The organism is Moritella sp. (assembly GCF_033791185.1).
Lineage (GTDB): Bacteria > Pseudomonadota > Gammaproteobacteria > Enterobacterales > Moritellaceae > Moritella.
On sequence record NZ_JASJHF010000184.1, the window covers coordinates 1 to 19,306 of the forward strand.

Here is a 19,306-nt window from a genome sequence, read left to right on the forward strand (position 1 = left end):
CGTGACGGATAAGCGCTCAATTGCAGAATTCAGTAAACCGGATACTGACTTTTATTTAGTATTCGACGCGGGCCATGAAAACCCTGTTGAAGTTGATGTTGTTGAGATCAGCGAAAAATGATCAGTCAATCAGTCCATGCCGACGATGGTGGTCGTGAAGGCAAGTGGGTGGCGTTAATCATCGTTGTCATTCTTGCAACAGCAGCACTGCTGTTACCTTATCACCAAGCAGCGACGAGTGATAAAGTACTCGCGAGTCATCAAATATCGATTAAAGACCTAGCCACTGTGGAATTGGCGATGATCGGCGAATTACGCTTAGCGCATGAAGAGATCCGTAACATCCATCAAGACCGTATTGAGTTTGAAGGTGCTGAACTAGAAAATATCGGCTTAGAAAGTACGGATGCTTGGCCTGAGATGGCTGAACTAGATGAGTTGTGGTTAGCGCCCTTTATCATCGATAAAAGCTGGGAACGTAAAGGTAAACATGCGTGGCGTAAAGTTGCTCCAGCGCTATATCAAGGTATTCCAGCATTAACAACGGGCAGTGTCGCGGTGATATTGAATAGCCAAGCTGCCCGACCGGATATGTGGTTAGCATTAGATATGCCGAATCCTGCACCAATGATGGGCAGCATGCTTAATACCGCCGAACTTATCAGCGCAGGTTGGAAGCAAGTTGTATTTACGGGGGATGAGACTGCTAGTGTAGATCATGCAGATACAGCGCATACCGATAAAGCCAGTCACTAAAGCGTAACGCCAGTTAATAATGGAACGTCATAATGAAAAATCCAAGAATGAAAAAAAGAGCAATAAAAAATCACATGAATAGCAGACTAAAAAATCTAATCGTTGCAGTTACTACCAGCGCAGTATTGCTAATGAGCGGCGCTGCTCAAGCCGCAGAAAAGCTCACCATTGGTATAACCCTACAGCCTTATTACAGCTATGTGAAAGCGGTTGTGGGTGATAAAGCCAATGTACTGCCATTGGTTGATGAAGGTTTTAACCCGCACAACTACCAACCACAACCAAATGATTTACGTCGACTTAAACAGATGGACGTGATTGTCGTGAACGCAATTGGCCATGATGACTTTGCCTTAAAAGTAATTAAAGCGGCAAACCGTGATGATCTCATTGTGATTAAAGCCAATAAAGATGTGCCGTTATTACCTGCGATTGGCCAATCTGTGGGTGAAGGCGCTGTAAACCCACATACCTTTGTAGGTTTATCAACGACCATTCAAAAGGTCTATACCATCGCCACTGAGTTATCAAAATTTGATCCTGATAACGCCCGTACTTATCGCAAAAATGCGCGTAAATATGCGACTGAATTCCGCAAAATGAAGCGCCAAGCGATGTTGACGTTAGGCGATCTCGATACCTCGGGCATGCTGGTGGCTACAACACATAATGCTTACGGTTATATCCTGCAAGAATTTGGTGTTGATGTTGCTGCGGTAATTGAACCTGCACACGGTGTTGAGCCGAGCGCGAGCCAGTTACAAGAAACGATCGAGAAGATCCGCGCGTCGAAGATTGACGTGTTGTTTTATGAATTAAATATGCCAAGCCGTTATGTGGAAACGATTGAAGCAGCAACGGGCGTGCAACTTTACCGTTTCTCACACATGACCCATGGCGCGTACGAAGAAGCGAAAGTGGCAGTGGAAATGAAAAGTAATTTAGATACCTTAGTAGAAGCAATGAAGTTTGCAGCAAAACGTTCCCTTGCTGATACAGCAACGACGAATACGGCGACTAATACCGCTACCAATATCAAGCAGGGGAGTTAGTCGTGGGTCCTGCAATTCGTTTACAAAATGTTGGTTTGCAATACGGTGATAATGTCATTTTAGAAGGCATTTCCCATTATTTAGAAGCGGGTCAATGCCATGTGATCATGGGACCCAATGGTGGCGGTAAAACATCGTTATTACGTTCTATTTTAGGCTTAACACCTTTCACGGGCAATATTGATATTCAATGGCCTGAACATAAAGGCAATATCGGTTATGTGCCGCAAAAGGCAACGTTTGAGTCTAGCCTACCGTTTACTGTGATGGATTTTATTCTGTTAAATCAGAGTCGTAATCCGCTGTTTTGGCGCAAGCGTAAAAAAGAACAAGATCATGCATTAGCGCAATTAGATCGCGTTGGCATGGCGAATCGTACTGACCGCCGAATGGGACAGTTATCAGGTGGTGAACAACAACGTGTGTTATTCGCACAGTCATTATTAGATAACCCCGATCTGTTAGTGCTTGATGAACCAACAACGGGTATGGATGAACAAGGTGTGCGTTACCTTGAGTCGTTAATTCATGAATTAGTGCGTGAGAATAAAACCATTTTAGCCGTGCATCACGATGTCAGTGCTGTGCGCCGTTTAGATGGTCAAGTGCATGTGGTTAATCGTCAGTTAGTTGATTCAGGCCCTGTGTCTGAGGTATTACGCGCAGACAAGATCGAGCGTTTATTCAATCATTATACTGGTGGCAATGTATCTGTTAGTGCATTAAGCGTTAACCCTGCTCAAGGAGTTAAATAATGGATACTATTCGTCATTGGGCACAACTGGGTGTGGATGCTGGTTGGTTGAGTGAGAGCTTCTCTTATTCGTTTATGGTGAATGCCGTTGTCGCTGCCATCTTACTTGGCCCGCTATTAGGTGGCCTTGGTACTTTGGTTATTGCTAAACGTTTAGCGTTCTTTTCTGAAGCAGTTGGTCACGCGGCATTAACGGGTATTGCCTTAGGTGTATTACTGGGTGAACCAGCAGAAAACCCGATTATTGGTTTATTCAGTTTCTGCATGATCTTCGCATTACTACTGCACTTTGTGCGTAACCGTACCAATGTACCTTACGATACTTTGGTGGGCGTTTTCCTTGCTTTCGCCTTAGCGGTCGGCGCGGCGTTACTGATGTACGTGGCACGTAAGATTAACATTCACATGTTAGAGAATGTATTGTTCGGTTCGATCTTAACGATCACCGATTATGACTTGTTGATCTTGGCGGTGACTTGTGGGGTTATTTTACTGGTATTGATACCCACCTTTAACCGTATTTTGCTGACCTGCATCAGCCCTGACATTGCTAAAGTACGTGGTTACGCGACGAACTTTTATGACTACTTATTTGTCATGATGATCACGTTGGTGACGATTGCATCGGTGAAGATTGTCGGTGCGGTGTTAGTGGGGGCTTTGTTATTGATCCCTGGTGCAACAGCACGCCTGTTAACCAAGAACATGGGGAGCTTTGTACTGATGTCGGCATTATTAGCGACGATAAGTTGTTTGATTGGTACTATTTTACCAATGGAATTAAAACTGCCAATCCCTTCTGGCGCGGCGATCATTATTGTATCGACGAGCTTTTTCTTAACGGCAACCTGCTATCGCATTGTGCGTAAAGGATAATTGATTATGACTTCTTCACTATTAAGCGTTAGCGCGGCAGTATTATTGCTAACATCAACATTGGGCTTTAGCCAAAAGGTCAGTGCGGCAGATATTCTTACTGCGACGCCTGTGACCTATATGTTAGCGGCTGAGTTAACCAAAGGTACGGATATTACTACCCAGTATTTACCGCCAAAACGTTATGGCATATTACGCTTGCCGAACTGGTTTAGTTCCAAAGGTGCGGCGCTAACAGAAAAAGCGGCGATTGACGCGCAAGTGGCGATTACCTTAGGGGCTGTTTGGCCACAAGACCCATTATTTGTGCATGCGCGTAAAGGCAATATTCGTATGATTGAAGTGGATGCATCTCAAGCTATTTCACCACGTGCACAAGGCGTTGCAGCGCTGCGTTTAGACGATGGTAGTATTTCGCCTTATACTTGGTTAAACCCGACTAACTTAACCCGTATGACGGCGATTGTGAGCCAAGATTTACAACAAGTATGGCCACAGCAAGCGGCGACCATTGCCAGTAATCAACAAGCTTTGATGATGTCGGTGCGTCATTTGATTAATCAACAGCAAGCGATGTTGTTAGACAATGAAATTGACTCTGTGGTGTTGTTATCAACAGAATTAGAAGACTTTGCCTCGGGTAATCAGTTGTTTGTAGTTGAGCGTTTAACCAAACCTGAATTGGAATGGACGGCGGAAGATAAGCAGGAATTGGTTGAGCTATTAATTGAAGACGATAGCTTATGGGTATTGACCTCGAAAAGAGCCAGTAAACAGCTGAAAGCATTAGTGCCAAATCCTGCGCGTATCTTAACCATTGATAGTATTGATCGTTGGGGTCGTGGGATTAACGCGGATAAGCCACTACAACGCTGGCAGTTAGCGCTTTAAGTTAGCTATTGATACTCTTAATAATCGATACTGAGTTTTGTTTAACTTATGCCTGGGAGTCGGTATAATTACCTTAATTAAAATAAGGATCATAAAATGAAATATCACCGTTTAAATGAAATCATCGAATTATTACAGCCAGAATGGCAGAAAGAACCTGATACTAATCTGCTGCAGTTACTTAGCACTTTGGCTGATGAGATGAAATTTGAAGGCGAGTTAGCTGAATTGAGTGATGATGCGCTTATCTATCATTTAAAAATGCGTAATAGTGCGAAAGATGAAATGATCCCAGGGTTAGCTAAAGATCACGAAGATGACTTTAAAACGGCTTTGTTAAAAGCACGCGGGTTCATGTAGTTTTACCCTCTTAGACGACCTATTTAATAAATTATTATATGGCTTGAGTATGAAATCCCCCTTTCTATTCGGGCCATTTTTTTACTGTTTCCTTGATGTATATCAAACCCTCTTTATTTTCACTTTTCCCCTATCGGTTAATTTATATCAATTAAGTTAATAAAAATTAATTAACAACATAAAAACTAACCTTTATAAAACATGGGTTTGTGTGATTTTGTGGATTATTTATTTCTACAGATTGCGCGCTTTAAAGCAAATGGCTAAACTCCATTTTTTCAAGTAGAAGGGCGGTTAGAAATGATGAATAAGCGAGTTACTCGACATATTTTGGCGGGTTTTTGTCTGTGTATTGCGTCATTTTCAGCGGCATCTGCAGATTTTGATAAATTAAAAAATATGTGTATGGCATGCCACGGTGATAGCGGTGTTAACCCTTATCAGTCAATCCCTGATCTTCGTGGCCAGAGCCTCGTTTATTTAAGAAATCAGATGTTCGCTTTTAAAAGCAGTGAACGAAAAGATATTACTATGAGCAAAGTTGCGCAGTTAGTTTCTGATGATGACATTAATAAACTCACCAAATTCTTCAGTGAACAGTAAGGTTTATAAGCATGAAACGTAGAGATTTTATTAAAGGCACATTTGCCGTCGGCGCGACGGCTATGTTACCGATTAATTGGGTATTTGCTGGTAACTTACCAAAAGGTCTTTCACCATTAGAAGTTGAATCGATAAAGTGGACCTCGGTTACTGATTTACCTGATTACTACAAGGTGCTAAACAGCACTCCGCTCAATGCTTATGTCGCAGATCATATGTTAGACCCAACGGTGACGCCTGCTAATGTCCCCTTTGTTCGTTGGAATGGTTTGCTGCCTGACTTTAAAGCGATGGACCCTAAAATTTGGCAATTCACTGTCGATGGTGCATCGTGTAAAACATCAAAAACATATACGATTGCAGATCTAAAAAGTAAATTTAAACACCATACTTATGCCTTGACGTTAGAGTGTGGTGGTAATAGCCGCAAAAACTTCTATCCGTCAACTAAAGGTAACCAGTGGAGTGATGCCGCAGTTTACTGTTCAGAATGGACTGGGGTATTAGTCAGTGACGTATTAAAAGATTGTGGTGTCAAAGATGATGCTGTGTATACCGGTCACCACAGTATTGACCGCCATTTAAGCGGTAAAGGTGATGCTATTTCCCGTGGTGTACCGATTAAGTACGCATTGGAAGATAACGCCTTGATCGCATGGTCAATGAATGGCGAAGAGATCCCGTACTTACATGGTTATCCTTTACGTATCGTATTTGGTGGCCGTCCTGCGTCAGTATCATCAAAAGCAGCAACCGGTATCAGTATTCGTAATGTTGAGCATGATGGTACTAAAATGGGTGCACCAGCTTACCGTGTACCGAAATATCCAGTTGCACCGGGCGAGAAAGTCGCACTCGATGATTTCGATATCATTGAGCACATGATAGTTAAATCATTGATTACCCATCCGCAAACCGGCAGTGAATTGAAGCTGGGTCAAAAAACTGAAGTGCGTGGACATGCTTGGGCTGGCCCGCTTGAAGTGGTGAAAATGGAAGTCAGTTATGACTATGGGTCGACTTGGCAGCTTGCGGATTTGAAAAAGCAGCCGAACAAAATGGCATGGCAAGATTGGTCTGTCGAACTTGATTTGCCGCAGCACGGCTATTATGAAATATGGTCAAAAGCGACAGACAGTGAAGGTACTTCACAACCTGTTGTACAACCGCAGTGGAATCCAAAGGGTTACATGTTCAATGGCTGTCATCGTATTGCGGTGCGGGTACAAGCATGAACAAACGTCACTGTTTAATTGTATTATGTTTGCTTGGTTTAAGCACGACTGCTGCGGCTAAAGTTGCTACATATGCTGTAGATCAAAAGTCTGGCCTGATCATGGCACCTGGTTGGGAATTGGTTAATAAGCAGTGTAACGCTTGTCACACCAGTTTAATTATTCCTCAGAATCGCGGTAATAAAGAAGATTGGCGAGCAACGCTAGAGTGGATGGTTGATAGCCAAGGCTTGTGGGATCTGAGTGACACTTGGGAACCGGTTCTAGATTATTTGTCGACTAATTATAACCAGCAAAAAATCGACTTAACTACATTTAGACGGCTACCTTTAGCGGTTGACGATATGCCGCCTGAGGCAAAATAGAGTGAGTATTTCTAGCATGATAAAAAAAATAGTATTCGCTACTGCCTTAATGTTTGCTTCTGCCACAGTAATGGCAACCGATACCGATGTAGTTAAACCTAATTTTGCCAATGGTAAACAACTTTCTGAGCGCTGCTTAGCTTGCCATAATGAAAGTCGATTAGAAGAGTTTAATTACTTTCCCTATCTGGAAGGGCAGAAATACAAATACATAGTTCGTCAATTAAATAATTTCAAATTGGGCTTGCGCAAAAGCCCATTTATGGAAGGTGAAGTGGCGTACCTGTCGGGACAAGATATGATTGATGTGGCTTATTACTTTAGCCAACAGCCGAAAAAAAAGCCTAAGCAATAATCGCAATTAACAGCGCACATGCGGCGAGTCTATATATTGCATATAGGCTCGTTTCATCTTTTCCCCAGGTAACGTTTCAATACTTCTGGTGCATTCTCATCGGCCAAAATAGCAGTGCTTGCATGCAGTGCGATCTTACCATCAGCCACAAAGGCAATATTATCGGCGATCTGTAAGGCATCATCCGGATTATGGGTGACCATTAATACCGTGATGCTATGTGCTTTATTTAGCTTAGCTATCAAGCGCAACATCTCTTGGCGCAAAGCCGGGTCGAGGGCGCTAAACGGTTCATCGAGTAATAACAAAGGTTGTTTGCGTGCCAGGCAGCGGGCAATACCAACGCGCTGACGCTGACCGCCACTTAAGTCTCCGGGCAGACGGTTGAGTAATTCCGTTATCTCGACTTGTTGGGCCGCTTTTTCAAGTGCAGTTTGTTGGTCTGCATCGAGTTTCATGTTCGGTGCTAAACCAATGGCGATATTCTGCTTTACCGTTAAATGGTTAAACAAATTATGCTCTTGAAACAAGGTGGTGATCGGTCGTTGTGCGGGCGCTTTAGCTAATATTGATTCCTCCTGAAAGCAGATGTCACCAGATAACGGTTGGTTAAAACCGGCAATAAGGTTTAGCAAGGTCGATTTGCCTGAACCACTCGCCCCCAAAATTGCTAAAGTTTCCCCTCGATTAACCGCTAAGTCAAATTGCATCCGCATTTGCTCATAGGCAAAGGTAATATTATCGACGCGTAATAGCGTGTGACTATTGGCGTGAGAATTAGGCATGTTTGCCTCCAATAATTCGTTCAAACAGATAGAAAATAACACCGCACAGGGTTAATAAGAAAATGGCGGTAACGGCCGCGGCATCAAGTTGATAACTGCCGAGCTGGCGATAGAGTACCAAAGGTAAGGTTTGCATATCTTGGCTACCAAATAATGCGATGACACTTAAATCACCCAGTGATAAAACACACGCTAGCCCTAATCCCATCGCAATAGGTTTACGCAATAGTGGCCATTCGATAATCCGCAGGCGTTGCAAACGTGATAAACCTAAGCTGACGGCGAGTTTGTCATAGGATGCAAAGCTATCTTGGATCGGTTGGTTCAATACGCGCAGTAAGTAAGGCAGCGCCATTAATGCATTGACGAGAATAACGAGCCAAGCTGCGATACTAAACACATCTACATAGGGACGTAATAATAAGAACAGACCAGTACCGAGTACTAACGCTGGCACCACTAAAATAATGGCGCCAATATTTTCAATGCCATAGGCTAAGGTCATTAATTTAAAGTGCACTTTCAATATTCGGGTTGAGAACAAGATGGCGCAGGCGAGTAGCAGACTAAGCAAGCCAGAACTCAGGGCTATTTGTAATGATATGCCCGTAGCTTGCCATAACATCGGCTGGCTAAGCACGCTGAGGGTATTGCTGTTAATACCGCTGATAATAATCGCTAGCATCGGCGGTGCTAATAAACAAGTCGCGAGCATAAAGCTAAGTCCATCTGCGATTTTACTGCTGAGGCTATGGCCGTCAGGGCGACGAAAGTAATTGCCTGATGGCGCAGACATAGGTTGTGACTTTAAAAATATCGCGCTAAAGATCATTAATACCACGGTGATCGCCACTTGAATTATCGCCAAAGCCACCGCTTGCTCGATATCAAACTCAAACTTGAGCGCTTGATAGATAGCCACTTCAAGTGTGGCGTAATCAGGCCCACCGCCGAGCGACATGACGATAGCGAAGCTAGTAAAACACAGCATGAAGATAAGACTGATTAACGAGGGTAATTGTTGCTTTATCTTCGGCCATTCTAAGGTGATAAAGACATGGCGAGACTGTAAGTTAAGTTGACTGGCTAAACGCCAGGATTCACTCGGGATAGAGTCAAGCGTTTGCAGTAAAATCCGCGTGGCTAACGGTACATTAAAAAACAGATGGGCGAGTAAAATACCGGTTAAGCCATAAATGTAATGACCCGCATCGATATTCAGCAAGGCCAGGAGTTGGTTTACCCAGCCATTTTTACCGTGCACGGCGACAATACCAAAGATGGCAATGATGATTGGCAGCACTAACGATAGGTTAAATAGCTTGATGATTAATTGCTTACCGGTAAACTCTCGGCGGGAAAAAGCCCGTGCCAGTGGGATCGCCAAACCAATACTTAAGGCTGTAGATAGGGCTGCTTGGTAAAAGCTAAAGCTAATGACATGTTGGGTATAAGAGTCAGCCAGCACACTGCTAAAGTCTAACTCGGCTTGTGAGAAATTAAGTAGGGCTGTAAAACTACCGCCTACCAGCAGTAAAATGATGCTGATGGCGAGCAAAGCGCTACACCACCAGTATTTATGCGAATTCACGATCATAATTTTGATTAGTTATCGACTAATTATTGAGTAACAGCGTTACGCCATTCCTTCACCCAAGATTTACGTGATTGAGCGACTTCTTCTGGAGTGAACTCGATGGTTTTTGCTGGGCTAATCAGTTGGTCGAATTCGCTTGGCAGTGCGGCAGCTTGTTTTGCTGGTAACATCCAGTTACCTGTTGCAATCACGTTTTGGAATGCAGGGCTAAGTACAAATGCCATGAATTGATCGGCTAACTCAGGGTTTGCCGCATCTTTTAAACGCGCCACAACTTCTGTTTGTTGGTAGTGACCTTCGCTGAATTCAACCGCTTTATATTTAAATTCGTTCTCTGCCACCATGTGATAAGCCGGTGATGTGGTATAGCTTAATACCATATCCGCTTCGCCTTTTAAGAACATGCCGTAAGCTTGGCTCCAACCTTTCGTGATGGTAACGGTTTTATCTGCAATTTGTTGCCACGCTTGTGGCGCTTTATCACCATAAACCGCTTTGACCCATAGCATAAAACCTAGGCCCGGCGTGCTGGTACGCGGATCTTGATAGATAATGTTGAGATCTTTACGTTCAATTAATTCAGCTAAACTGGCTGGTGGATTAGTTAATTTTTCACTGTCATAGATAAAAGCAAAGTGGCCAAAATCGAATGGAATAAAGTATTTGTTAGTCCACGGGTTTGGCAGCGATAATTTACTGGTATCTAGTTGGTGCGGAGCTAGCAGTTGAGTTTTTTCTGCTTCAGCCATCAGATTGTTGTCTAAGCCTAGTAATACATCAGCCTTAGTATATTTACCTTCAAGTTTGACACGATTAAGAATACTCACGCCGTCTTCTAATGCCACTAAATTCAATGTGCAATTACATTCTGCTTCAAATGCGGTTTTTACTTTTGGACCAGGGCCCCAATCGGATGCAAATGAATCGTAGGTATAAACATTTAATACTGGCTTATCAGCTGCGTTAGCCACCGATATTGATAGCGAAGGTAATAGCAGGGCGGTGCAAAGTGCTAGTTTTTTGATCGTGTGCTTCACGTGTTCTCCTAGAATGTGAAGCATAGAACTTATGACTCAATTAGTCGAATCTCATTCCTATGCCAGCATTATCTGGTTCAAGTTAATACGGGTGTTATCTCAGCCACTGTGACTCTTTAATTAAAAGTCTGGTAGCACCCCGATGAGTGAGCGCCTATTGTATTTTTATTTGTTTCAAAGTGCCAGTAACAATAATGAGATTGAGTAATATTTAATTATCCCTTTAGTGGTGCATTAATATTTTAAGTTGCACCAATAATAGCCAACACTTTGCTGGTTATTATATTTTTTAACTTTAAGGTTAACTTTAAGGTTATGTTTTTTAATCACTTTTGTATTTATTTCCTCATTCCTATTATTAATTGGCATAACAGTTGCCTCTTAATGGATAGGTTCATAATAAGGAAGTTAAATCATGTTCACAGTTAACAAAGCTAAATTTTCTCATCTTGCAGTAACTGTCGCATTCACATTGGGTGTTGCTTCATTTAACGCTGTTGCAGCAGAGGACAGTATTAAAGTCGGTGTATTACATTCATTGTCGGGTACGATGGCGATCAGTGAAACAACATTGAAAGACACTATTTTAATGATGATTGAGGAGCAAAATAAACAAGGCGGTATTTTAGGTAAACAGCTTGAGGCTGTAGTTGTTGATCCTGCATCAAATTGGCCACTGTTTGCTGAAAAAGCCCGTGAGCTAATTGAAAAAGAAAAGGTTGATGTGGTATTCGGTGGTTGGACATCGGTATCGCGTAAATCGATGTTACCTGTATTTGAAGAACTTGATAGCCTATTATTTTACCCTGTGCAATACGAAGGGGAAGAGTCCTCTAAAAACGTTTTTTATACGGGCGCAGCGCCGAACCAACAAGCTATTCCCGCGGTTGATTACTTGATGAATGACATGGATGTAAAACGCTGGGTATTAGCGGGCACGGATTATGTTTATCCACGTACGACGAATAAGATCTTAGCTGCCTACCTTAAATCTAAAGGTGTTGCTGACAGTGACATCATGGTGAATTACACCCCGTTTGGCCATTCCGATTGGCAATCTATTGTGTCAGACATTAAGAAATTTGGCGCCAAAGGCAAGAAAACCGCTGTTGTCTCTACCATTAATGGCGACGCCAATGTTCCCTTCTATAAAGAGTTAGGCTCGCAAGGTGTGTCTGCTGAAGATATTCCGGTGGTGGCCTTCTCTGTGGGTGAAGAAGAGTTATCGGGGATGGATACCTCGGCGTTGGTGGGTCACTTAGCGGCATGGAATTATTTCATGAGTGTTGAAACTCAAGCCAATGATGAGTTTATTGAGAAATGGCAGAAATTTACCAAGGATGAAAGTCGAGTAACCAATGACCCAATGGAAGCCAGCTATATCGGCTTTCAAATGTGGGCGAAAGCCGTTGAAAAAGCCGGTACCACAGATGCGGGTGCAGTTCAAAATGCGATTATTGGTGTGACAGTGCCTAACTTAACAGGTGGTTACGCGACGATGATGCCAAATCACCATATCACTAAGCCAGTATTGTTAGGCGAAATTCAAGCTGATGGTCAGTTTGAAACCGTATGGGAAACCACAGGCGTTGTCGCTGGTGATGCTTGGTCTGATTACCTACCTAGCTCTAAACCACTGTACTCAAGTTGGTTAGCACCCTTATCTTGCGGTAGCTTTAATGTGACGATAGGTAAGTGTACTGGAGCGTCTAAGTAATCATTGATTAATGGTTTAACTCAGGGGGGCTGATGATGGTAATTGGCTACCCTGCTGCGCGTTATTCTTATTAACAGGGAAAGTTATGAACAAATATGCCGGCATAATATCGCCATCGTCGACCTTATTATTCACTGTATTGGTATTACTACTATCAATGGGCAGCATTAATAAGAGTTGGGCTGCTGTGACGATAGATTCATTTTCAGACGTCGAAAAACAGCTTACTCAGCGCAGTTTTGATAATAAAATAACTGCGGTAAATTGGTTAAGCCAAACGGCATATCCGAATTCCTCTCAGGCCAAGAAATTATTAACTGACTTGCTTTCCAGTCGCATTTTCTATCATAAAAAACAAAAAACCTTATTTCTAATTGCTGATCATTCCACCGGTCAATCAGCAATTAAATTAACGTCGATATTTACCCTTGATGCAGATGCAACCTTCGTTGCAGATACGCCAACGAGTCGTTCGCCTGAAACTGTGCTCATCGTCAAAACACGGGATTTTAAGAAAGTATCGCTTAACAATAAATTGCGTAAAAGCATTCGCTTGGGTATCGCTAGACTTGATTTAATATCGAGTGATGCAGGATTACGCCAGCAAGCCATACAAAGTTTATTGGGTAATGTTGATCCCGCTATCCAAACGTTATTGCGTCAACGCTTAACCGTTGAAGATGTTGAGAAAAACAAAACCTTATTAACATTGGCGTTGGCTATCGGTACGGTGGCGACATCGGAAGACAAAATAGCATTATTAGCTGCAGTGAACTTATTAGCGGACTCGATAGAGCCAACGGCTTTTAGCACGCTAGACACTGTCGTGAATACGACATCAGATGATGACTTAAGACAGGCTGCGCAGCGAGGGCTAGACAATTACGCACAAAGCCAGCAAGTCTATTCAACGCTTGAAACCTTGTACTTTGGCTTGAGCCTTGGTTCGGTATTAGCGTTAGCGGGGTTAGGTCTTGCTATTACCTTTGGGGTGATGGGCGTGATAAATATGGCGCACGGTGAGCTGATTATGCTCGGTGCATATACCACTTATGTTATGCAGCAATTAATGCCGGATAATATTGGACTGTCGTTAGTACTTTCTATCCCTGCGGCGTTTATTGTTTCCGGTTTAGTCGGCATCGCCATTGAGCGCGGGGTGATACGTTTTCTTTATGGCCGCCCATTGGAAACATTACTGGCAACCTTTGGTATCAGCCTTATTCTGCAGCAAGCAGTGCGTAGTGTATTCTCGCCACTGAATCGCTCTGTGGCTACCCCGGATTGGATGAGTGGTATGTTGGAGTTTAATCCAATGTTGGCGCTGACCTATAACCGTTTATACATAATTATTTTCTGCTTATTCGTGTTCTGTACACTTATTTTTGTATTAAAGAAAACGCCATTGGGTTTACAAGTGCGTGCAGTATCACAAAATCGTTCGATGGCGCGAGCGATGGGCGTGCGTTCGGAATGGGTTGATGCCATGACTTTCGGCTTAGGTTCTGGTGTGGCAGGTATTGCTGGTGTGGCCTTGTCGCAATTAACCAATGTTGGACCGAATATGGGCCAGAGTTACATTATTGATTCGTTTATGGTCGTGGTATTTGGTGGGGTAGGTAATCTGTGGGGTACCTTGGTTGCTGGTTTAAGCCTAGGTTTATTCAACAAGTTATTAGAACCTTGGGCTGGTGCGGTACTGGCTAAGATCTTAGTACTGGTATTCATTATCCTATTTATTCAAAAGCGCCCGCGTGGACTATTTCCACAACGTGGCCGTTCGGCCGAGGAGTAACCCATGTTACACAAGCTATTCGCGAATTCAATGCTAAAAACAGACCGTGGTGGTCAGCTATTGATGCTGCTACTGACAACGTTGTTAATTCTGGTGCCAGCACTTAACTTATTGGTGCCCCAAGGTCATTTTTTACATATCGAAACTTACACTATTACCCTGTTAGGTAAATATCTTACCTATGCATTACTGGCGATGTCTGTGGACTTGGTATGGGGTTATTTAGGGATTTTAACCTTAGGTCACGGGGCATTTTTTGCTTTAGGTGGTTATGCCATGGGCATGTATCTGATGCGTCAAATCGGTGATCGTGGTGTTTACGGTAACCCTGAACTACCTGATTTCATGGTGTTCTTAGATTGGCAGGAATTACCGTGGTTTTGGCAAGGCTTCGATATGTTCTGGTTTGCCTGTTTGATGGTGGTTTTAGTGCCTGCTGCACTGGCGTTAGTGTTTGGGTTTTTATCATTTCGAGCCCGTGTTTCTGGGGTGTATTTATCTATCATGACCCAAGCCCTTACATTTGCGCTGATGTTGGCATTCTTCCGAAATGAGATGGGGTTTGGTGGAAATAATGGTTTAACCGATTTTAAAGATATCCTCGGCTTTAGTTTACAAGCCGATACCACCAAGGTGGGTTTATTTATGGCGTCAGTAGTGGCGTTAATATTGGGTTACCTTACTTGTCGTAAAGTGGTTTCAAGTCGCTTAGGTAAGGTGGCCGTGGCAATACGCGATGCCGAACCTCGGGTGCGCTTTATTGGTTATAACGTGGCTAACTTTAAACTGGGGATCTTTATTTTATCGGCAATGTTAGCTGGGATCGCCGGTGCTTTGTATGTACCGCAAGTCGGGATCATTAATCCGGGTGAATTCTCACCACTTAATTCGATTGAGATTGTGGTTTGGGTCGCTCTCGGTGGGCGTGCGACTTTATTTGGCGCGATCATTGGTGCGCTGTTAATTAATTATGCCAAAAGTTGGTTCACCATTGAACTACCGGAAGTGTGGTTATTTGCCCTTGGTAGTTTGTTTGTCTTGGCGACGTTGTTTTTACCGAAAGGGGTGACGGGGTGGTTTACTGATCGATCTAACCGCAATAAGAAGTCTAACCGCAACAAAAGCTTGGCGACGAAGGAGAGTACCTCATGAGTAATTCTAATCAGGTAGATATGCAGCAGGTGAACACCGCATCGGTATTAACTTCACAATTTACTGATCAGGCTATTGCAGCTAGTCCGCAATATAAGGAACAAGGTTTTACCGCGCCGTTGGCCAAGCAGATCCGTGACAACGTCAGTCAGTTAGCCCGTCGTGATCAGGTATTTGAATTTCTGAAACCGCCGCATAATCCACTCATTGATACTCGTCATAATATCTTGCTGTATTTAGAAGGCGTATCTGTGTCTTTTGATGGTTTTAAAGCTATTAATGATCTTAATTTATACATTAAAGAAGGGGAGTTGCGCTGCATTATTGGTCCTAATGGTGCGGGTAAAACCACCATGATGGATATCATTACCGGTAAAACCCGTCCTGATAGCGGGCAAGTCTGGTTAGGCTCTAAACTGAATTTATTAAAAATGGATGAGGCGCAGATTGCTAATGCGGGAGTGGGACGTAAATTTCAGAAACCTACGGTATTTGAATGTTTATCGGTCTGGCAGAACTTAGAGTTATCAATGGCGGGTAGCCGTAACGTTTGGTCGGTATTTCGTGCCAAATTATCCGGAGAGCAGCGCGATGAAATAGAACGGGTATTAGTTTTGATTGGCTTACCAGAACAAGCCGCAATGGACGCGGGTAGTTTGTCCCATGGTCAAAAACAGTGGCTGGAAATTGGCATGTTACTGATGCAAAAACCCAAGCTGTTGTTAGTCGATGAACCTGTTGCAGGGATGACACACCAAGAAATGGATCGCACCGCAGAGTTATTGAATTCGCTAGCAGGTGATCATTCAGTCGTCGTTGTCGAGCATGACATGGACTTTGTGCGCTCCATTGCCAGTACCGTGTCGGTATTGCATCAAGGCAGTGTCTTAGCTGAAGGTTCAATGACTGACATTCAAAATAACGCCAAAGTTAAACAAGTTTATCTGGGAGAGTAGCCATGTTATCGATTAAAGGTGTGAATCAGTTTTATGGTGAAAGCCATACCTTGTGGGATCTTGATATGCAGATACCAAAAGGTAAATGTACTGTTTTAATGGGTCGTAATGGTGTGGGTAAAACCACATTACTGCAATGCGTGATGGGATTATTACCACTTAAAAGTGGCGAGATAGTATTGCAAGGTAAAAATATTGCCCCGCTGAGTGCGGAAAGCCGCGCGCGTCATGGCGTTGGTTATGTGCCGCAAGGCCGACAAATATTCTCATCGCTCACGGTTGAGGAAAATCTACAAATAGGATTACCGATCCGTGCTAAAGGTGATCGTAAGATCCCGGAGTTTATCTATCAGTTATTTCCGGTATTAAAAGAAATGCTGCACCGTCGAGGTGGTGATTTATCCGGTGGTCAGCAGCAGCAATTAGCCATTGGTCGAGCGCTGGTGATTAACCCGCAATTGCTGATTTTAGATGAGCCGACTGAAGGCATCCAACCTAATATCGTCCAAGAGATTGGTGACATTATCCGCAAGCTCAATCAAGAATTGGGCTTAACCGTCTTGTTGGTCGAGCAGAAATTACCTTTTGCCAGAAAGGTCGGTGATAACTTCTGTTTACTGGACCGAGGTCGTGCAGTCGCCAATGGTGATATGGCGATGTTAACTGATGAACTAATTCAGGAATACCTCACAGTGTAAATAATCTGTTAAATATACAACATCTATGTCACAGTGGTGTAAACAATCTAAAAAATAAAAAAGCATTGCTAATCTAATACTTAAACGGAGATGTAAATGGAATTAACGCCGAGAGAGAAAGATAAATTATTGTTGTTTACGGCGGCTTTAGTGGCTGAGCGTCGTTTGGCGCGAGGGTTAAAGTTGAATTATCCGGAATCCGTTGCCCTGATTAGTGCTGCCATTATGGAAGGCGCTCGTGATGGCCTTACTGTAGCTGAATTAATGGCGTTTGGTCGAACTGTGCTCACTGCTGAGCAAGTCATGGAAGGTATCCCTGAAATGATTTCTGATGTGCAAGTTGAAGCTACATTTCCTGACGGTACCAAACTTGTCACGGTACATGAACCAATCATATAGGGATGATGATGGCGAATAAAATACACACAGGATCAGGTATGATCCCAGGACAAATGCAGGTAGCGAGTGGTCATATCACCTTAAATGTGGATATGCCCACCGTGTCAGTAATCGTCGCAAACATTGGTGATCGTCCTATCCAGATCGGTTCACATTATCATTTTTACGAAGCCAATGATGCACTGACCTTTGAGCGTGAACTTACCTTAGGTTTTCGACTTAATATTGCTGCCGGTACTGCTATTCGTTTCGAACCGGGGCAAAGCCGTACTGTTGAATTAGTCGCTTTTGGTGGCAATCGTATGGTTTATGGTTTTCAGGGCAAGGTCATGGGCAGTATTGATGAATTTACGGCACAGCATGCTGTGACAGACAAGGAAGCATGCTGTGAAAACAAGGATGAGGGTAAATAGATGGCGAAAATTTCAAGGCAAGCCTACGCGGAGATGTTTGGCCCTACCACTGGCGATAGATTACGTCTAGCAGATACGGAACTGTGGTTAGAAGTAGAACATGACTATACCCGTTATGGTGATGAAGTTAAATTTGGCGGTGGCAAGGTTATTCGTGATGGCCAAGGTCAAAGCCAGCTAACGTCGCAATATACTCCAGATTTAGTGATAACCAATGCGGTTATTCTCGATCATTGGGGCATAGTTAAGGCCGATATCGGGGTTAAAAATGGCCGGATTATCGCGATAGGTAAGGCGGGGAATCCAGACGTTCAGTCAGGTGTTGATATTATCATTGGTCCTGGTACTGAGATCATCGCAGCAGAAGGCTCAATTATTACTGCTGGTGGTGTTGATTCACATATTCACTTTATCTGCCCACAGCAAATTGATGAAGCGCTGACTTCCGGTATTACCACTATGATCGGTGGTGGTACAGGGCCAGCGACCGGTACCAATGCCACAACGTGTACACCTGGACCGTGGAATATTCACCGTATGTTGGAGTCTTTAGATAACTTTCCGATGAACTTTGGTTTGTTAGGTAAAGGTAATGCCAGTGTACCTGCACCTTTGCATGAACAAGTTGCCGCAGGGGCTATTGGTCTAAAACTGCATGAAGATTGGGGCACGACTCCAGCATCGATTGATAACTGTTTAACGGTTGCTGATGAAACTGATGTGCAAGTCGCGATCCACACCGATACCCTCAATGAGTCAGGTTTTGTCGAGTCAACACTCGATGCTATTGGTGATCGCGTTATTCATACTTACCATACCGAAGGTGCTGGTGGTGGTCATGCGCCAGATATTATTCGGGCTTGTGGTGAATCCAATATATTACCGTCATCAACCAATCCAACCCGCCCTTATACCGTGAACACAATTGATGAACATTTAGATATGTTGATGGTTTGCCATCATTTATCGCCGTCTATTGCTGAAGATGTCGCTTTTGCAGAATCCCGTATTCGTCGTGAAACGATTGCTGCCGAAGATATCTTGCATGATCTGGGCGCTTTTTCGATGATCGCGTCGGATTCGCAAGCAATGGGGCGTGTAGGGGAAGTGATTTCTCGTACTTGGCAAACCGCGCATAAGATGAAAGTACAACGTGGTAGTTTGCCACCAGATCCACCACACCATGATAATTTCCGCATTAAGCGTTATGTCGCTAAATACACCATTAACCCTGCAATTACACACGGAATGAGTCATGAAGTTGGTTCTGTTGAAGTGGGGAAATTGGCTGATTTAGTATTATGGAAGCCAGCATTCTTTGGTGTTAAGCCCAGTTTAATTATCAAAGGTGGCATGATCGCATCTGCGCCGATGGGCGACCCGAATGGGTCTATTCCAACGCCACAACCTGTTCACTATCGTCCTATGTTTGGTAGTTTTGGCCGCGCGTCGCAGAATACCTCTATGTTGTTTGTTTCTCAGCAAGCGAAACAGGATGGTATTCCCGAGC

The 19,306-nt window shown here is 43.5% G+C and carries 21 protein-coding genes and 1 riboswitch; of the genes, 18 read left to right on the forward strand and 3 right to left on the reverse strand.

The window, feature by feature from the left end; translation table 11 throughout:
• Nucleotides 1–117: 117 nt before the first annotated feature.
• From QNK26_RS10955 to QNK26_RS11000, 10 genes are all read left to right on the forward strand, one after another.
• Nucleotides 118–756 carry a DUF6162 family protein gene (locus tag QNK26_RS10955; RefSeq protein WP_319222894.1) on the forward strand — a complete coding sequence of 213 codons (639 nt, stop codon included), beginning with the start codon at nt 118–120 and terminating at the stop codon, nt 754–756.
• 74 nt (nt 757–830) lie between these two features.
• Complete coding sequence (locus tag QNK26_RS10960) at nt 831–1,808, forward strand: metal ABC transporter solute-binding protein, Zn/Mn family (RefSeq protein ID WP_319222895.1); 978 nt, start codon at nt 831–833, stop codon at nt 1,806–1,808.
• Between the two features lie 2 nt (nt 1,809–1,810).
• A complete protein-coding gene (locus QNK26_RS10965) occupies nt 1,811–2,563 on the forward strand; it encodes a metal ABC transporter ATP-binding protein (RefSeq protein WP_319222897.1) in 753 nt (250 codons plus the stop codon).
• Entirely contained in the window at nt 2,563–3,438 is an 876-nt protein-coding gene (locus QNK26_RS10970; RefSeq protein ID WP_017223454.1) for a metal ABC transporter permease, read from the forward strand. Before QNK26_RS10965 ends, QNK26_RS10970 begins: the two co-directional genes overlap by 1 nt.
• A 6-nt stretch (nt 3,439–3,444) precedes the next feature.
• On the forward strand, nt 3,445–4,329 hold the full coding sequence (locus tag QNK26_RS10975; RefSeq protein WP_319222901.1) for an ABC transporter substrate-binding protein: 885 nt from the start codon (nt 3,445–3,447) through the stop codon (nt 4,327–4,329).
• 96 nt (nt 4,330–4,425) lie between these two features.
• Nucleotides 4,426–4,689 (forward strand): YihD family protein, encoded by a 264-nt coding sequence (locus tag QNK26_RS10980; RefSeq protein WP_319222902.1) that lies wholly within the window; start codon nt 4,426–4,428, stop codon nt 4,687–4,689.
• 300 nt (nt 4,690–4,989) lie between these two features.
• Nucleotides 4,990–5,292, forward strand: coding sequence for a cytochrome C (locus QNK26_RS10985; protein ID WP_319222903.1), 303 nt, complete (start codon nt 4,990–4,992; stop codon nt 5,290–5,292).
• Between the two features lie 5 nt (nt 5,293–5,297).
• Complete coding sequence (locus QNK26_RS10990) at nt 5,298–6,527, forward strand: molybdopterin-dependent oxidoreductase (protein ID WP_319222924.1); 1,230 nt, start codon at nt 5,298–5,300, stop codon at nt 6,525–6,527.
• Nucleotides 6,524–6,892 (forward strand): cytochrome C, encoded by a 369-nt coding sequence (locus QNK26_RS10995; RefSeq protein ID WP_319222905.1) that lies wholly within the window; start codon nt 6,524–6,526, stop codon nt 6,890–6,892. Before QNK26_RS10990 ends, QNK26_RS10995 begins: the two co-directional genes overlap by 4 nt.
• 16 nt (nt 6,893–6,908) lie before the next feature.
• Nucleotides 6,909–7,247: a hypothetical protein gene (locus QNK26_RS11000; protein ID WP_319222907.1), complete on the forward strand. Its 339-nt coding sequence runs from the start codon at nt 6,909–6,911 to the stop codon at nt 7,245–7,247.
• Nucleotides 7,248–7,300: 53 nt separating this feature from the next.
• Here QNK26_RS11000 and thiQ read toward each other — a convergent pair whose 3' ends face one another.
• Genes thiQ through thiB form a run of 3 tightly spaced genes read right to left on the reverse strand, consistent with a single transcriptional unit; the run spans nt 7,301 to nt 10,666 of the window.
• Nucleotides 7,301–8,032 (reverse strand): thiamine ABC transporter ATP-binding protein ThiQ, encoded by a 732-nt coding sequence (gene thiQ / locus QNK26_RS11005; RefSeq protein ID WP_319222909.1) that lies wholly within the window; start codon nt 8,030–8,032, stop codon nt 7,301–7,303.
• Complete coding sequence (thiP, locus tag QNK26_RS11010; RefSeq protein ID WP_319222910.1) at nt 8,025–9,629, reverse strand: thiamine/thiamine pyrophosphate ABC transporter permease; 1,605 nt, start codon at nt 9,627–9,629, stop codon at nt 8,025–8,027. Before thiP ends, thiQ begins: the two co-directional genes overlap by 8 nt.
• Nucleotides 9,630–9,652: 23 nt before the next feature.
• Nucleotides 9,653–10,666 carry a thiamine ABC transporter substrate binding subunit gene (gene thiB, locus QNK26_RS11015; protein WP_319222911.1) on the reverse strand — a complete coding sequence of 338 codons (1,014 nt, stop codon included), beginning with the start codon at nt 10,664–10,666 and terminating at the stop codon, nt 9,653–9,655.
• A gap of 38 nt (nt 10,667–10,704) precedes the next feature.
• A riboswitch (TPP riboswitch) is annotated at nt 10,705–10,818 on the reverse strand.
• A 263-nt stretch (nt 10,819–11,081) separates the two neighbouring features.
• On the opposite strand from thiB, the gene urtA reads away from it, so the two are divergent.
• From urtA to ureC, 8 genes are all read left to right on the forward strand, one after another.
• Entirely contained in the window at nt 11,082–12,383 is a 1,302-nt protein-coding gene (gene urtA / locus QNK26_RS11020) for an urea ABC transporter substrate-binding protein (RefSeq protein WP_319222913.1), read from the forward strand.
• 85 nt (nt 12,384–12,468) lie between these two features.
• Nucleotides 12,469–14,178, forward strand: a complete 1,710-nt coding sequence (gene urtB / locus QNK26_RS11025; protein ID WP_319222915.1) for an urea ABC transporter permease subunit UrtB — start codon at nt 12,469–12,471, stop codon at nt 14,176–14,178.
• Between the two features lie 3 nt (nt 14,179–14,181).
• Nucleotides 14,182–15,330 carry an urea ABC transporter permease subunit UrtC gene (gene urtC, locus QNK26_RS11030; RefSeq protein WP_319222916.1) on the forward strand — a complete coding sequence of 383 codons (1,149 nt, stop codon included), beginning with the start codon at nt 14,182–14,184 and terminating at the stop codon, nt 15,328–15,330.
• Nucleotides 15,327–16,286 carry an urea ABC transporter ATP-binding protein UrtD gene (gene urtD, locus QNK26_RS11035; protein WP_319222917.1) on the forward strand — a complete coding sequence of 320 codons (960 nt, stop codon included), beginning with the start codon at nt 15,327–15,329 and terminating at the stop codon, nt 16,284–16,286. The genes urtC and urtD overlap by 4 nt, the downstream gene beginning before the upstream one ends.
• Nucleotides 16,287–16,288: 2 nt before the next feature.
• The gene (urtE, locus tag QNK26_RS11040) at nt 16,289–16,984 is read left to right on the forward strand and encodes an urea ABC transporter ATP-binding subunit UrtE (protein WP_319222918.1); all 696 of its coding nucleotides are present in this window, start codon (nt 16,289–16,291) and stop codon (nt 16,982–16,984) included.
• Between the two features lie 96 nt (nt 16,985–17,080).
• Complete coding sequence (locus tag QNK26_RS11045) at nt 17,081–17,383, forward strand: urease subunit gamma (protein ID WP_319222920.1); 303 nt, start codon at nt 17,081–17,083, stop codon at nt 17,381–17,383.
• Nucleotides 17,384–17,421: 38 nt separating this feature from the next.
• Nucleotides 17,422–17,796 (forward strand): urease subunit beta, encoded by a 375-nt coding sequence (locus QNK26_RS11050; RefSeq protein ID WP_319222921.1) that lies wholly within the window; start codon nt 17,422–17,424, stop codon nt 17,794–17,796.
• Nucleotides 17,797–19,306: urease subunit alpha (gene ureC, locus QNK26_RS11055; RefSeq protein WP_319222923.1), on the forward strand; the 1,510-nt coding region annotated here is incomplete at its 3' end.

Coding starts and splice junctions, on each gene's coding strand:
- QNK26_RS10955 (WP_319222894.1), top strand. CDS start 118: ATGATCAGTCAATCAGTCCATGCCGACGATGGTGGTCGTGAAGGCAAG.
- QNK26_RS10960 (WP_319222895.1), top strand. CDS start 831: ATGAATAGCAGACTAAAAAATCTAATCGTTGCAGTTACTACCAGCGCA.
- QNK26_RS10970 (WP_017223454.1), top strand. CDS start 2,563: ATGGATACTATTCGTCATTGGGCACAACTGGGTGTGGATGCTGGTTGG.
- QNK26_RS10975 (WP_319222901.1), top strand. CDS start 3,445: ATGACTTCTTCACTATTAAGCGTTAGCGCGGCAGTATTATTGCTAACA.
- QNK26_RS10980 (WP_319222902.1), top strand. CDS start 4,426: ATGAAATATCACCGTTTAAATGAAATCATCGAATTATTACAGCCAGAA.
- QNK26_RS10985 (WP_319222903.1), top strand. CDS start 4,990: ATGATGAATAAGCGAGTTACTCGACATATTTTGGCGGGTTTTTGTCTG.
- QNK26_RS10995 (WP_319222905.1), top strand. CDS start 6,524: ATGAACAAACGTCACTGTTTAATTGTATTATGTTTGCTTGGTTTAAGC.
- QNK26_RS11000 (WP_319222907.1), top strand. CDS start 6,909: ATGATAAAAAAAATAGTATTCGCTACTGCCTTAATGTTTGCTTCTGCC.
- thiQ (WP_319222909.1), bottom strand. CDS start 8,032: ATGCCTAATTCTCACGCCAATAGTCACACGCTATTACGCGTCGATAAT.
- thiP (WP_319222910.1), bottom strand. CDS start 9,629: ATGATCGTGAATTCGCATAAATACTGGTGGTGTAGCGCTTTGCTCGCC.
- urtA (WP_319222913.1), top strand. CDS start 11,082: ATGTTCACAGTTAACAAAGCTAAATTTTCTCATCTTGCAGTAACTGTC.
- urtB (WP_319222915.1), top strand. CDS start 12,469: ATGAACAAATATGCCGGCATAATATCGCCATCGTCGACCTTATTATTC.
- urtC (WP_319222916.1), top strand. CDS start 14,182: ATGTTACACAAGCTATTCGCGAATTCAATGCTAAAAACAGACCGTGGT.
- urtD (WP_319222917.1), top strand. CDS start 15,327: ATGAGTAATTCTAATCAGGTAGATATGCAGCAGGTGAACACCGCATCG.
- urtE (WP_319222918.1), top strand. CDS start 16,289: ATGTTATCGATTAAAGGTGTGAATCAGTTTTATGGTGAAAGCCATACC.
- QNK26_RS11045 (WP_319222920.1), top strand. CDS start 17,081: ATGGAATTAACGCCGAGAGAGAAAGATAAATTATTGTTGTTTACGGCG.
- QNK26_RS11050 (WP_319222921.1), top strand. CDS start 17,422: ATGATCCCAGGACAAATGCAGGTAGCGAGTGGTCATATCACCTTAAAT.